Origin of the sequence: Peribacillus sp. YIM B13482 (assembly GCF_042787975.1) — a bacterium.
Taxonomy (GTDB): Bacteria; Bacillota; Bacilli; order Bacillales; family DSM-1321; genus Peribacillus; species Peribacillus simplex_A.
The window spans coordinates 1-13020 of sequence record NZ_JBHZPF010000046.1 but is presented as its reverse complement, the minus strand read 5'-3'; the positions used below and the strand labels follow the sequence as shown (position 1 = coordinate 13020).

Genomic DNA, 13020 nt, shown 5'->3' with positions numbered 1-13020 from the left:
GCTTCAATTTTTCAATTTAAAAAAGTTGTGCACAAGGTGTGGATAAAGGAAGGGGGAAATAGGGGAAATCCTTATTCTTCAGACTTTTCTCCTGATTATGTGCATAACTTTTTTTTTGGGATAACTAAAGGGTCCGTTTAGTCAAAGGATGAATGGACCCTATGTGTTGTAATGAACTCTAACTGTCCATTAGAGCAAAAACAGATAAAAGAGGATAATTAATCCCGCTAAGTTTACTTGTATTTATTTTCTTCTTCATCAGATTTTTGGACGATTTCTTTTATTTCTCCTATGTCACCTTTTGCATTGATGATTTCAAAGATCTCATTTAAGCCTTCTGAGGTTTTTTCATCTTCTGTTTTCACTATATCCCTCCTTTTTTATGGTTATTTGTTAAAGTCTCCAAAAGCCAGAAGATAAAACATATGTCTCCTTGGAAAATTGATGATATTCTCTTCGTATTTCCAGCGATTTGAACGACTTTTTTAGCGGGTTTTATTGTAAAACTACAAAAATTCCGATTTTTTTGTCCGCACAATATGGACAACGTTGAAAATTTCTATTATTATGATTGTTATAACTATTAGTATAAAAGGATTTAGGTTACTTCCTTGTGTATTTTTAGAGAGGACACATGTATTTTTAGAAAAAATAGTCAAATTCAATAAACTTGAAATAGGGGTAAAACATATAAAATTCCTGCATTTATTCCAAACATCAATGAGGGGGTATATTAAATGTCAAGTGAAATATTAAATCGATTTTTGAAAGAAAATTTGGAAGATTTAAAAGATAAAGGACTTTACAACGTTATTGATCCGGTAGAAGGTCCAAACGGTCCGGTAATCACCATTGCGGGCAGAGAATTAATTAATTTATCATCAAATAACTATTTAGGTTTAGCAACAGATCGACGATTGATAGAGGCTTGCATAGAAGCAACGAAAACATATGGAGTCGGAGCTGGTGCCGTTCGTACGATCAACGGAACATTAGATATTCATGTTAAATTAGAAGAAAAGCTTGCAGAATTTAAACATACAGAAGCGGCCATTGCTTATCAATCGGGCTTTAATTGTAATATGGCTGCCATTTCAGGAGTGATGGATAAACATGATGCCATTCTTTCAGATGAACTGAATCATGCATCCATCATTGATGGATGTCGATTATCTAAAGCAAAGATTATTCCATTTATCCATTCCGACATGGACGATTTACGAACAAAAGCGCGTCAAGCAAAAGAGTCCGGATTATTTAACAAAGTCATGATTATTACCGATGGAGTTTTCTCGATGGATGGGGATATTGCCAAGCTTCCTGAAATTGTGGAGATTGCAGAAGAGTTTGATTTAATTACTTATGTTGATGATGCACACGGTTCGGGGGTACTAGGCAATGGTGCAGGAACGGTAAAACATTTCGGGTTATCGGATAGAGTGGATTTCCAAATTGGAACATTATCCAAAGCCATTGGTGTTGTAGGAGGCTATGTAGCAGGAAAGAAAGATTTAATTGATTGGTTAAAAGTGAGAAGCCGTCCATTTTTATTTTCAACGGCTGTCACACCGGGAGCAGTTGCAGCTAGTATAGAAGCCATTGATATTTTGATGACTAGCTCAGATCTTCAAAATAAGCTGTGGGAAAACAGTGATTACTTGAAAAAAGGCCTAAAAGAATTAGGGTTTGATATCGGAGCGAGCGAAACACCGATTACGCCTTGCATTATAGGTGATGAAGCAAAAACGCAGCAATTCTCAAAGAGGCTGAATGAAGAAGGCGTATATGCTAAATCCATCGTATTTCCTACCGTTCCAAAAGGAACAGGAAGAGTGCGGAATATGCCCACTGCTGCTCATACAAAAGAGATGCTGGATCGTGCATTAGCGATTTATGAAAAAGTAGGAAAAGAAATGTCGATCATTTAAGAACATTGCATGCTGTAAAGAGAAAAAGGGGAGGGATTTTTGATGAAAAAGGTCTTAGTAACGGGTGCTTTAGGTCAAATTGGTTCAGAACTGACGCTGAAAATGAGAGAGATCTATGGATCTGACAATATCATTGCAACAGATATTCGAAAAACGGACAGCGATGTTGCCCAATCAGGCCCATTTGAGATTTTAGATGTTACAGATGAAAAAGCGATGTTTAATATGGCAAAAAAACATGAAGTGGATACGATTATACATTTAGCTGCTTTATTGTCAGCAACAGCTGAAAAGAAGCCTCTTTTAGCTTGGCATTTAAACATGGGCGGATTGGTCAATGCTTTGGAATCGGCACGAGAACTCGATTGCCAGTTATTCACACCTAGTTCTATTGGTGCGTTTGGTCCATCGACTCCTAAAGATTGGACACCGCAAGACAGCATTCAACGGCCGAATACGATGTACGGAGTGAATAAGGTATCCGGGGAGTTATTATGTGATTATTACCATCATAAATTTGGGGTTGATACGAGAGGTCTTCGATTCCCGGGATTGATTTCGTATGTTACACCTCCTGGCGGTGGAACTACCGACTATGCAGTTGAAATTTACTATGAAGCGATTAAAAACAAGCGATATACTTCTTACATTGATAAGGGAACGTATATGGATATGATGTATATGCCTGACGCTTTAGCTGCCATCATTACGCTAATGGAGGCAGATGCTTCAAAATTAAAACATCGGAATTCTTTCAATGTGTCTGCCATGAGCTTTGATCCGGAGCAAATTGCAGCCGAAATTAAAAGGCATATTCCGGAATTTGTCATGAATTATGACGTCGATCCTGTAAGACAATCCATTGCCGATAGCTGGCCAAATACAATAGATTCAACTTGTGCAAAGGAAGAGTGGGGATTTAAGGCGGAATATGATTTGGAGAAAATGACGAATGACATGTTGGTGAAACTGAAATTAAGGTCACTTTTAGTAACCGCATAAATAAACCTGCTTGCCGAATAAAAGAGTTGTAATACTCTTTTATTCGAGTTTCTTTATTCAGATGAATTTTAAACGTTTAAAGGATGCACTTTCAATAACCAATGAAAAGTAAGCGCTTTCTATAAGGCGTAATTGAACAACCTCGTATTAATTATTCGGAAATAGGTTGATTAGGATAAAGCTATGCTTCTAAGTTCATATGATACTTAATAACTAGAAATTCATGTTTACAAGAACCTTTCTAACTGTCAGGAATGCTTAAATTAAAAGTGAAGAATGATTTTAAGAGGCAGCTTTAAGATAGATTTAAAAGAGTGGGAGCCTGCTATATCATTTCTATACTAAATAGGGAGAGCATTAAGCATCTTGCATCAAATTTCGACTATTAATAGTGTGGGGGGAAATGGAATGGCAAACAAAGATTTGAATAGGGACTTGAAAGGCCGTCATATTCAGATGATCGCTTTGGGCGGTACGATTGGTGTTGGTCTTTTCATGGGTTCAGCCAGCACAATCCAATGGACAGGTCCGTCTGTAATGTTAGCTTATGCAATCTCAGGGATTTTTATATTTTTGATTATGCGTGCTATGGGGGAAATGCTGTATTTAGAGCCAAGTACAGGTTCATTTGCAACATTTGGTTATAAGTACATTCATCCATTGGCAGGGTATATGACAGCTTGGAGTAACTGGTTCCAGTGGGTTATCGTCGGGATGGCAGAAATTATTGCAGTTGGAACGTACATGCAGTATTGGTACCCGGATCTCCCTGCTTGGATTCCAGGCTTAATCGCAATGGTTATTCTTGGGGCAGCAAACTTAATTTCCGTTAAGTCCTTTGGTGAAATTGAATTTTGGTTTGCACTGATAAAAATCGTAACGATTATATTAATGATCGTTGCAGGATTTGGACTTATTTTCTTTGGCATCGGTAACGGGGGAGAAGCATTAGGGTTATCAAATCTTTGGGAACATGGTGGTTTATTTACAGGTGGTTGGAAGGGTTTCTTCTTTGCATTATCACTAGTTGTTGCTGCTTATCAAGGTGTAGAACTAATAGGGATTACAGCTGGTGAAGCAAAAGATCCGCAAAAAACGATAACTAAAGCGATTCAAAGTACCATTTGGCGTATTTTAATTTTCTATATCGGTGCGATTTTCATTATTGTAACCGTTTACCCTTGGGATCAATTAAGTGCGATTGGCAGTCCATTTGTTGCTACTTTTGCGAAAGTTGGTATCACGGCAGCAGCTGGAATCATTAATTTTGTCGTAATCACGGCTGCTATGTCTGGCTGCAATAGTGGTATTTACAGTGCAGGACGTATGCTTTACACATTAGGGATGAATGGCCAAGCGCCAAAATTCTTTGCGAAAGTATCTAATAGCGGTGTCCCTTTATTCGGAACGTTCGGCGTGATAGTCGGGTTAGCAATTGGGGTTGTTTTAAGTTATATTGCACCAGAAAATTTATTTGTGCATGTATACAGTGCGAGCGTACTTCCTGGTATGATTCCGTGGTTTGTCATTCTGATCAGTCAAATTCAATTCAGAAAAGTAAAAAAAGCTGAAATGGATAATCATCCATTCAAAATGCCTTTTGCACCTGTTACAAACTACCTGACCATCGCTTTCTTGATTATGGTATTAATAGGTATGTGGTTTAATGATGACACACGTATATCACTTATGGTTGGAATAGGTTTTCTGGCTATCGTTGTAATTAGTTATTTCGCTTTTGGAATAGGCAAGCGTGTACAAGCCGATGTTCAGACAGATCCTCAGACAGAAGATAAAGTGATTAATTTATAATTCACTTTGGATATTTCTAAGTGAGACGATTGTTTTTCATGCATTTTTAATGATCGAAGATAAGAAAATCTAAATAGTCTGATGCTTAACTCAAAATAAGGGCTGCTGCTGCAGCCCTTTTCTAATGCATTATAGGGGCAGGCTAATTACATTAGAAAGTGAGAAGCACATTAGACACATTATGTAGCATATTAAGTAGGTTGTTATTTTTGCTCTGTTCTTTTATATTTATGGAGCAAACCATTTATGAACAACTATTCGATATTCATTTTTTAATATTCTAGTTTTACCGGATAATAGGTCTTGGTAAACCGTTGATTGATTGCAATCGATATACTAGCTTTATCGATATACTTATTGTCAGCTTGGATGGTCCTTTTCGATTTTTAAATATGATTTTACTTTTACGATGGCCAATGTTTAGTTACTTATTTATAGTTTTTTGACTAGTGAAATAGTATCCTAGTTCAATTAACTGGTGTGCCGGCTTAAAATCTGAGCGGGTCTTAAGGCAACTTTTTCTTTCTTCATAAGTGAGTTTAGTTGCATTACATAACATCATGAACGTGGCGAATACATATCCACTAATACTTAGCGTGATATACCTATGATGTTAGTAGTTTTAAGTATTCCATTGAAAAGTTGGCAGAAGATAGAAGGCAAAAAAGTGAGAAAAGGAGACAGAAAAAATGACAACTTCAAAGAAAATTTTAAGGACTTGCAACAAAGGACACAAATACTATAAATCCACCGACTGTCCGATCTGCCCTATTTGTGAGCAAGAACGGAAACCTGACAATGGATTTCTTTCACTGCTCTCGGCACCAGCCAGACGGGCATTGGAAAACAATGGGGTAACTTCATTGCAACAGCTATCAACATATAGTGAAAAAGAGATTTTGAAATTTCACGGTATGGGACCAGCTTCTTTGCCTAAACTTAGGACTGCTTTGCAGACAAATGGGTTATCATTCAAAAATTAACCACCAAGAAAGGAATGCATTTTATGTCTCCTAGAGCATATTTCATTCAATTTCTTTCGCAAGTCACAGGGGGATTTACGTCAATAAGGGATTAGGAATCGATTATTCCTGAATTTTTATGGGCACCATCCTTGTTAAACTGAAAGTAACTCTAAAAAGTGAGGTAACGAAAAGCATGAGTTCCTATACTCCCTATTTTGAATTCAATAGAAAAAAGTGGGCATCTTTACGAAACCATACTCCCCTTCCTTTAAATGAAGAAGAATTGGATGACTTAAAAGGAATAAATGAAGAAATATCTATTCAGGAAGTAGAAGAGATTTATTTGCCCTTGACTCGTTTAATTAATTTATATGTCGAAGCTTCTCAGCAACTTAACACTGCTACTTCTTCATTTCTAAAAACAAATGCTAAAAAAGTACCCTATATCATTGGAATTGCAGGGAGTGTTGCTGTAGGAAAGAGTACGACAGCAAGGTTACTTCAGACATTATTATCTAGATGGGATAATCATAGAAACGTAGGCCTGGTCACAACAGATGGTTTTTTGTATTCAAATGCCTCTTTAGAAGAAAAAGGATTGATGAAAAGAAAAGGGTTTCCTGAAAGTTATGATACTCAAAAATTAATTAATCTTATCGGTGATGTAAAAGCAGGGAAAAATAAAGTGGAAGTTCCAATTTACTCACATTTAACGTACGATATTTTGTCAAATGAAGTACAAACTATCTGTAATCCAGATATTTTAATAGTGGAAGGTGTTAATGTTCTTCAAGTTGACAAAGAAAATCAAGTATTCGTCAGTGACTTTTTTGATTTTTCACTCTATGTTGATGCAAACGTAGTTGACATAGAAAGGTGGTATGTTGAAAGGTTTCTTCTACTTCAAAAGACTGCATTTCAACGTCCCGAATCCTATTTTCATCGCTATACTAACTTGTCTAAAGAAAATGCTATTGAACAAGCGACTCAAATTTGGGAAGAAATCAATTTGAAAAATTTACATGAAAATATACTACCGACAAAAGGACGGGCCAATCTAGTTTTAAAAAAAGGATCAGATCATAAAGTTGAAAATATCTATTTACGAAAATGATATGGCTATTAATATCGGATTAAGAATGAGGTAAGACTTTAATACTTTTAAATATAACCAATCTGTTTCCAAATTGTAAGCAGGGAGGTTTTGTTCAGTAAGTTTATTTGAATTATGAATTTCTTACTATGAGCTTAGAATGATATAGATCCACAATTTCTTTATATTATTTACTTTGAACTAAACCTAGGTTCTGTATTTGTTTTGAAGTCAAGGAGGGTGATGGAACAATGTCGAAATCTGTAAAGTTGTATCATTTAAGCAAAAAAGTACATAAATGGTCAGGATTAATTTTATCTGTTTTTTTTATGTTCATAGCAGTCACAGGCCTCTTGCTTGTTTATATGATACCACTGGGAGTGGCTGATGAGTTAAGGACGGGAAAAGAGGCGAGTCCAAGTCAATCGATACCTATGGACAGGGTCGTGTCCATTGCTACGTCTCAGGGGCTTCCAAATGTAGACTCGGTTGAAGATATATTTAGAATTGAATATAGACCAAGTGCAAATGTTTACCAGGTTCGCTTTAACAATAGTCAAGGTGTTCAAATCGATGCGAGTACGGGAAAAGTATTATCTACAAACCCGGATTACTCAACTTTCCTCATTACTTTGCATGATGGATCCTTCTTTGGTAATTGGTATAGATACAGTATCCTCACAATAACAGGTCTATCTTTAATACTGCTGTCATTTTCAGGGTATTATATGTTTGGCTTTCCCCTTTATAAGCGTCGAATGGCGAAAAAAAAAGCAAGAGATTTGGAGGTTTAATCGTATGAAAAAGCTTTTCCATTCAATCTAACCATTCCTACTCACCTAGCTTTTAGTAGGAATTGGAGCATATCATGCTGTAAGAGTAACTGGCAATATTTTAGAAGATGGAAAAGCCTACAATACAATTTCGGTTCAAACCATACGTATTGGGGGCACGATCAAATCAATCGTAACTGGAAACTCAGAAATTAAATGGGTGTTTTCTGAAATGTAAATGCGCCAAAACACTTCCAAATGGGGCCGGAAGTGTTTTGGTTCCATATATTAATATTCATTGAATAGGGATAGTTCAGAAAAAGACCACAAATAAAAGGGAATTAAGTTAACACTCAATCAAATCTCTGACTGTAGGCTCACCTTTAAATTTCCACGCTTCATCTGCACAAAATGCTACACCGTAGCCTGTTACAGCATCGTTTAAAAGGAAGCAATCTATTTTTGTAGCTAACATAGCATTAAAGTCTTTTATACCTTTATGAACAATTAAATCTTCCTTCATAGATTTAGTTAAAGGTATTCCAATGTTGAATTCATCAAATACTCTTAGTACTTCCTCATACTTCGTACCTAAATCACTACCTAATGATACTCCTACATCTATATATGGCATCATCGCAATCAGAAACCTTCTTAGCACTTCATACGCATCCGGGGCTTTATAATCGTAAGAAATTCCTGCTTTACACCCTCCGGTGGTTACACTTTCAGAAGCGTTATATTTATAGGCCATTGCCTCTGCTAATCGCTCTACTTCTTCTCTTGTCACTGTTGGATGCATCCTTGTGCCTCTCCTGCGTACCCTTTAACAAAGTTATGCACCACTAACCAACTCTTTGCCTCTGTTTCACAATCATTCCACTCTATGACTAAGTAAGGTTTTTTCATAATTTATAGCCCCCTATAATTTAGTTAAGGTGTATTTCAAGAACCTCTTTTAGTTTGGTATTATCAGTAAGTCCAATTTTAAGAGATTCGTGCACAGCACCCAAAACTGAACCTATTCTCATACTCTACTTTTGGGTGTTGTTACCTCTCCATGGTCTTCCTTCAGTATTATCTTAACTTTAATACTTTTCCCGTAACGTATAAAGTAATAAAGATAACAAGCCCCCATGAAGCCTAAGCCAACTACCAGGGAAGAACGCTGTGCCGGATCAAGTGCCATAAACAGTATAGAAATTCCACATAAAACAAGACACAGAATGGGTATTAGCGGAAATAGGGGAACTTTGTACTTTAACTCCTTCACACCTCCACCAGTTTTAATAAATTGCCTCCTGAAATTGTATTGAGATAGGGCGATGGTCATCCAACTGATTGTACCTTCTAGACCATTTACAGAAAGCAGGACGACAAAAATGGTTTCTACTGAAACTACACTTGTAAGTAAAGATACTAGGGAAAAAAGCAGACTAAATAATACTGCATTAAATGGGACACCTCGAGAATTTAACTTCCCGAATACTGAAGGTGCCATACCATTTTGCGAAAGTGACCAAAGCATACGAGAACAAACATATAATCCGGAATTCCCTAAAGAAAGCAACGCCGTTAAAATGACGAGGTTCATAATATCAGCTGCAAAAGGAATACCTACGCTGTCAAAAACTGCAATAAATGGACTTTGTACTACTCCTGCTTTCCTCCATGGAATCAATGCTGCTAAAACCACGATTATTAGATGTTGTCTAACAATTGGGGTGCAGTTCACTCCGGCAGCTCTTTTTCTTATGGAGCTAACGGAGAAGTTAGGTACAAACAAATCAGGGTTCGGGAATGATGTTTTTTCTTGGTCACCTAGTTAGGAACCTTTAAATCTTCCACTAACGTGACCAGGATAGTTTAGGGGAAAATGGTATAATTTATAATGTAATTTAATTGAAAGGAGGTCGTTTCATATGCCAACCTGTCAGCACTGTGGCTATAAATGGGGCTGGATAGAGACTTTTTTTAAAATGTTTACCTTTAAAAACAAGTTAAGTTGTCCATCCTGTGATTCATCCCAATACGTTTCCAAGAAATCAAGAAACCAATTAAGCTTATTTTCATTTATACCTTTACTGATTTTACCATCAATATCATTTGGGGTACCTAAAGGTTATGTCTTAGCTTTTGAAATAGTTGCTTATGCTTTGGTTCTTATTTTGATGCCATTTATATATAAGCTAAGTAACAAGGATGAACCGATGTGGTAGTCTTTCCAGTAACGGATGCTTTAGCTTAAGATGGGAACTGTCTTTAAGGCAGTTCTTTCTGTTTGCAACGATCGAGGCAGCTTAGTTCATGAGAAACTAACTTTTTGAAGTTTTAGAAAATGGTATAATATGTGAAAAGTAAATAACAAGGAGAAATACTAATGAGCCTTTGTTTTATTGGGGGAGGAAACCCTTCAGCTGGGGAACTTGATGATGTAATGAATTATTTATCAAATCACGTTGAAGCAGGTAATAAAACCTTAATAATTCCTTTCGCTACGGAGGATTCAAAAATTGATAGATGGTTTAATTCTGCAAAGAAATCATTTGGGGATATAGGAATAGAGCATATTAAACTACTAGACTATCGACTCACAAATCAAGAAATGCAAAATGAAATAAAAGACCATAATGTTCTTTATTTTACTGGCGGAAGACCAGAGAAGTTAATGGAAAGTTTGATTGCAAAAGAATTGATACAAGCTATTAAAGGTTTCTCGGGCTTAATGGTGGGTGTTAGTGCTGGGGCGTTAGTTTTTTGTAGAGATTGTATCATCACAAAAGATGAAGATTATCCCGAAACACAAGTAATAAAAGGTTTAGAGTTAGTAGATTTTAGTGTAGAAGTTCACTATGACGGAGCCCTTGATGAAGAATTATTCCCTTTATCATACAATAGGGATATATACGCTATTCCAAATGGTAGTGCAATATATTGGGATAAACAAGTAATTACACCTATTCACAATGTGACGCTTTTTAGAAAAAGAAATAAACAAATTTTTGGTGAAGATTAGACTAACGGGTGCGATAGCTTTAGATCAGAGCTGTCTTTAAGGCAGCCTTCTTTATGCAACTATCGGGGCAGGTTAGAGAAAGAAGGAAATTTGACATACAGGAACAAATGTTCTATTCTGGTATATCCAGTAATAAATAATTCATTGAATGGATTTAGGAGGAATTATATATGTATTTAACGATTTCAGATTTTATCAAAGAATGGAATAAGGAATCTATGCTAACTCAAAACGTTTTGGATGGTTTGACAGATGATTCATTAGAACAATTAGTTTATCCAAAAGGTCGTACTTTAGGAAGAATTGCGTGGCATTTAACAACAAGTATTCCAGAATACTTAGCTAATTTCGGGTTAAAAATCAATGTGGTAGAAAATGCAGAAAACGCCCCAACTTCAGCAAAAGAAATTGCTGAGACATTTAGAAATGTAAGTTCATATTCAGCAAAAATGATTGAAGAACAATGGAAGGATGAAACTCTAAAACAAGTGCAAAATGCATTTGGGAGAGAAGAAACAAATGCTATGATTATTATGGGACTAATCAAACACATCGTTCATCATCGCGGACAAGTTACAGTTCTTATGCGTCAAGCAGGAATAAAACCTTTTGGGGTTTATGGACCACCAAAAGAAGATTGGATTCATTTAGGTGTGGAAAATCCACCACTATAATAACATTGTGCTAACAGGTGCTTTACTTCAATTAAAAGAAGCTGAGATCAGCTTCCTTTTTGTTATGCAGTTAAAGGGGCAGCATTCCTGTAATGAATAAAGTTAATAATGTAAAATCGACAAAGTTTGTGAAAAATATACTTAAACTATCGGGTGCGTTAGTTGAAGGTCGGAGCTGTCTTTAAGACAGCTTTTTCCTTATGGAACTAAAGGGGTAGGATAGTTGAACAATGAAATGGATAATTATGCCAATATCAGACTTAAGTTAGGAGGCGATAATGTGGATGACAAATTAATGGAAATTCCCTTTCCAGAACTTATCTCAAAATTAGCGGTAGCACCTTTATATATTTTTATGGTAATAATGGCTATTTTAAATGTAATACTAAATAGAAAAAATAAAGGATGTTTTAATTTTTTCTTGATAATGGCTTCTTGGGTATACATTTGTATATATTTATTAGCACTGTATTTCTTTTTCTTTGGAAAATAATTTGTTATAGAACTAACGGGTGCTTTAGTTCATTGACAGGGGTTGCTGCGGCAGCCTTTTTCTTATGGCACTAACGGGGCAGGATAGTTCAATAAGAACAGTAAAATAATAATGTATAAAATAACTTATAATGTATAATTATTACAAAAGAGAGAGGGATATTATATTTTGCAGAAGTTTCAGATGCACCATTAATTCAGGATTTAATGATTAAGACTTTTATAGAATATAAAGATGAATTTCCCTCATCAAGTGCTTTAGAGGAGACCGTACATTAGAAGAAATTTACGTTATTTAACGTGTATAGTGATGATTGAAAAGGGGGGCGATTTAATGATGGAATTAGGAACATTAGGCGCTTTTGCTCTAGTATCTTTAGGGATGGTCTGTTCACCTGGTCCTAATATGATTTATTTAATATCTAGAACAATTTCGCAAGGTAAAAGGGACGGGATAATTTCTCTTTTAGGAGTAATTACTGGTTTTTTGATTTATATCATCGCTACAATGTTGGGCTTATCCTTCTTGTTCGAATTAGTTCCAGTAATGTATGACATCATTAAATGGTTAGGTGTTATCTACTTGTTGTGGTTAGCTTGGAATGCAATAAAACCAGGAGCAAGTTCAATCCTGGAGCCACAGCATTTAGATGTAGAGTCACCAAAAAAACTATATGTTATGGGCCTTATGACAAATTTGTTAAATCCAAAAATTGCGGTCTTGTATGTTTCACTTTTACCTCAATTTATGGATCCTAATAGTGGTTCACTGCTTGTTCAAACTGCTCAATTAGGAACGGTGCAAATTTTTGTTAGCTTTGTTGTAAATTTACTAATTGTTTTATTTGCTGGGCAGGTCGCGGCTTGGGTTGGAAGAAGACCTTTTTTGGTTAAAATTCAACGCTGGTTCATGGCATCTGTTTTAGGTGCCTTAGCTGTAAACTTAGCTTTTCATGAAAAAAAATAAACCTTTGAAGAGTTTTATTAGCACCTCTTGTTTTTATCACGAAAGAAAACGTGTGTTTAAATACGGTGGCTGTATTTAATGATTGCTTAATCAACAAAATCAGCTTGTATTTCTTATTTGTGAAAAAATGTAATTAAACTATAGGGTGCTTTACTTCAATAAGGGAGGTTGCTGAAGCAACCTTTTTGTTATGGAACTATAGGGGCAGGTTAGCTAAAGTGCAATTGTATTAATTTTCATAAATCGGGAAAATATATAGTTAAGAACAAGAAGGAGGTAACAAATGGAAGTAAATATG

Annotated in this window: 15 protein-coding genes; 11 read left to right on the top strand and 4 right to left on the bottom strand. The window is 35.8% G+C overall.

The window, feature by feature from the left end; genetic code table 11:
• Positions 1-233: 233 nt before the first annotated feature.
• Complete coding sequence (locus tag ACFX4L_RS18990; RefSeq protein ID WP_260398983.1) at positions 234-365, bottom strand: hypothetical protein; 132 nt, start codon at positions 363-365, stop codon at positions 234-236.
• Between the two features lie 372 nt (positions 366-737).
• Here ACFX4L_RS18990 and ACFX4L_RS18985 point away from each other — a divergent pair, with 372 nt between their 5' ends.
• The 6 genes from ACFX4L_RS18985 to ACFX4L_RS18960 all read left to right on the top strand — a co-directional run bounded on the left by ACFX4L_RS18985 (position 738) and on the right by ACFX4L_RS18960 (position 7594).
• Positions 738-1928, top strand: coding sequence for a glycine C-acetyltransferase (locus tag ACFX4L_RS18985; RefSeq protein WP_284471867.1), 1191 nt, complete (start codon positions 738-740; stop codon positions 1926-1928).
• 42 nt (positions 1929-1970) lie between these two features.
• Positions 1971-2930 (top strand): L-threonine 3-dehydrogenase, encoded by a 960-nt coding sequence (locus ACFX4L_RS18980; protein WP_377405895.1) that lies wholly within the window; start codon positions 1971-1973, stop codon positions 2928-2930.
• Positions 2931-3338: 408 nt separating this feature from the next.
• A complete protein-coding gene (locus ACFX4L_RS18975) occupies positions 3339-4742 on the top strand; it encodes an amino acid permease (RefSeq protein ID WP_317777280.1) in 1404 nt (467 codons plus the stop codon).
• Between the two features lie 689 nt (positions 4743-5431).
• Positions 5432-5725, top strand: coding sequence for an RNA polymerase alpha subunit C-terminal domain-containing protein (locus ACFX4L_RS18970; protein ID WP_284471864.1), 294 nt, complete (start codon positions 5432-5434; stop codon positions 5723-5725).
• A 175-nt stretch (positions 5726-5900) separates the two neighbouring features.
• Complete coding sequence (gene coaA, locus ACFX4L_RS18965; RefSeq protein WP_061465949.1) at positions 5901-6821, top strand: type I pantothenate kinase; 921 nt, start codon at positions 5901-5903, stop codon at positions 6819-6821.
• Between the two features lie 230 nt (positions 6822-7051).
• Positions 7052-7594 (top strand): PepSY-associated TM helix domain-containing protein, encoded by a 543-nt coding sequence (locus ACFX4L_RS18960; protein WP_089364577.1) that lies wholly within the window; start codon positions 7052-7054, stop codon positions 7592-7594.
• 325 nt (positions 7595-7919) lie between these two features.
• On the opposite strand, the gene ACFX4L_RS18955 is transcribed toward ACFX4L_RS18960, so the two are convergent.
• From ACFX4L_RS18955 to ACFX4L_RS18945, 3 genes are all read right to left on the bottom strand, one after another.
• A complete protein-coding gene (locus tag ACFX4L_RS18955) occupies positions 7920-8375 on the bottom strand; it encodes a Glu/Leu/Phe/Val dehydrogenase dimerization domain-containing protein (protein WP_377385625.1) in 456 nt (151 codons plus the stop codon).
• Entirely contained in the window at positions 8360-8482 is a 123-nt protein-coding gene (locus ACFX4L_RS18950) for a hypothetical protein (RefSeq protein WP_377385622.1), read from the bottom strand. The genes ACFX4L_RS18955 and ACFX4L_RS18950 overlap by 16 nt, the downstream gene beginning before the upstream one ends.
• 118 nt (positions 8483-8600) lie before the next feature.
• Positions 8601-9308: an amino acid permease gene (locus tag ACFX4L_RS18945; protein WP_377405893.1), complete on the bottom strand. Its 708-nt coding sequence runs from the start codon at positions 9306-9308 to the stop codon at positions 8601-8603.
• Between the two features lie 187 nt (positions 9309-9495).
• On the opposite strand from ACFX4L_RS18945, the gene ACFX4L_RS18940 reads away from it, so the two are divergent.
• From ACFX4L_RS18940 to ACFX4L_RS18920, 5 genes are all read left to right on the top strand, one after another.
• Positions 9496-9792: a TIGR04104 family putative zinc finger protein gene (locus ACFX4L_RS18940; protein ID WP_377385616.1), complete on the top strand. Its 297-nt coding sequence runs from the start codon at positions 9496-9498 to the stop codon at positions 9790-9792.
• Between the two features lie 161 nt (positions 9793-9953).
• Positions 9954-10589, top strand: a complete 636-nt coding sequence (locus tag ACFX4L_RS18935; RefSeq protein WP_377385613.1) for a Type 1 glutamine amidotransferase-like domain-containing protein — start codon at positions 9954-9956, stop codon at positions 10587-10589.
• A 170-nt stretch (positions 10590-10759) separates the two neighbouring features.
• A complete protein-coding gene (locus tag ACFX4L_RS18930; RefSeq protein ID WP_089364564.1) occupies positions 10760-11263 on the top strand; it encodes a DinB family protein in 504 nt (167 codons plus the stop codon).
• A gap of 223 nt (positions 11264-11486) precedes the next feature.
• Entirely contained in the window at positions 11487-11756 is a 270-nt protein-coding gene (locus ACFX4L_RS18925) for a hypothetical protein (RefSeq protein ID WP_377405891.1), read from the top strand.
• Positions 11757-12089: 333 nt separating this feature from the next.
• Positions 12090-12722: a LysE family translocator gene (locus ACFX4L_RS18920; protein WP_377405890.1), complete on the top strand. Its 633-nt coding sequence runs from the start codon at positions 12090-12092 to the stop codon at positions 12720-12722.
• The last annotated feature ends 298 nt before the right edge of the window (positions 12723-13020 follow it).

Coding starts and splice junctions, on each gene's coding strand:
- ACFX4L_RS18985 (WP_284471867.1), top strand. CDS start 738: ATGTCAAGTGAAATATTAAATCGATTTTTGAAAGAAAATTTGGAAGAT.
- ACFX4L_RS18980 (WP_377405895.1), top strand. CDS start 1,971: ATGAAAAAGGTCTTAGTAACGGGTGCTTTAGGTCAAATTGGTTCAGAA.
- ACFX4L_RS18975 (WP_317777280.1), top strand. CDS start 3,339: ATGGCAAACAAAGATTTGAATAGGGACTTGAAAGGCCGTCATATTCAG.
- ACFX4L_RS18970 (WP_284471864.1), top strand. CDS start 5,432: ATGACAACTTCAAAGAAAATTTTAAGGACTTGCAACAAAGGACACAAA.
- coaA (WP_061465949.1), top strand. CDS start 5,901: ATGAGTTCCTATACTCCCTATTTTGAATTCAATAGAAAAAAGTGGGCA.
- ACFX4L_RS18960 (WP_089364577.1), top strand. CDS start 7,052: ATGTCGAAATCTGTAAAGTTGTATCATTTAAGCAAAAAAGTACATAAA.
- ACFX4L_RS18955 (WP_377385625.1), bottom strand. CDS start 8,375: ATGCATCCAACAGTGACAAGAGAAGAAGTAGAGCGATTAGCAGAGGCA.
- ACFX4L_RS18950 (WP_377385622.1), bottom strand. CDS start 8,482: ATGAAAAAACCTTACTTAGTCATAGAGTGGAATGATTGTGAAACAGAG.
- ACFX4L_RS18940 (WP_377385616.1), top strand. CDS start 9,496: ATGCCAACCTGTCAGCACTGTGGCTATAAATGGGGCTGGATAGAGACT.
- ACFX4L_RS18935 (WP_377385613.1), top strand. CDS start 9,954: ATGAGCCTTTGTTTTATTGGGGGAGGAAACCCTTCAGCTGGGGAACTT.
- ACFX4L_RS18930 (WP_089364564.1), top strand. CDS start 10,760: ATGTATTTAACGATTTCAGATTTTATCAAAGAATGGAATAAGGAATCT.
- ACFX4L_RS18920 (WP_377405890.1), top strand. CDS start 12,090: ATGATGGAATTAGGAACATTAGGCGCTTTTGCTCTAGTATCTTTAGGG.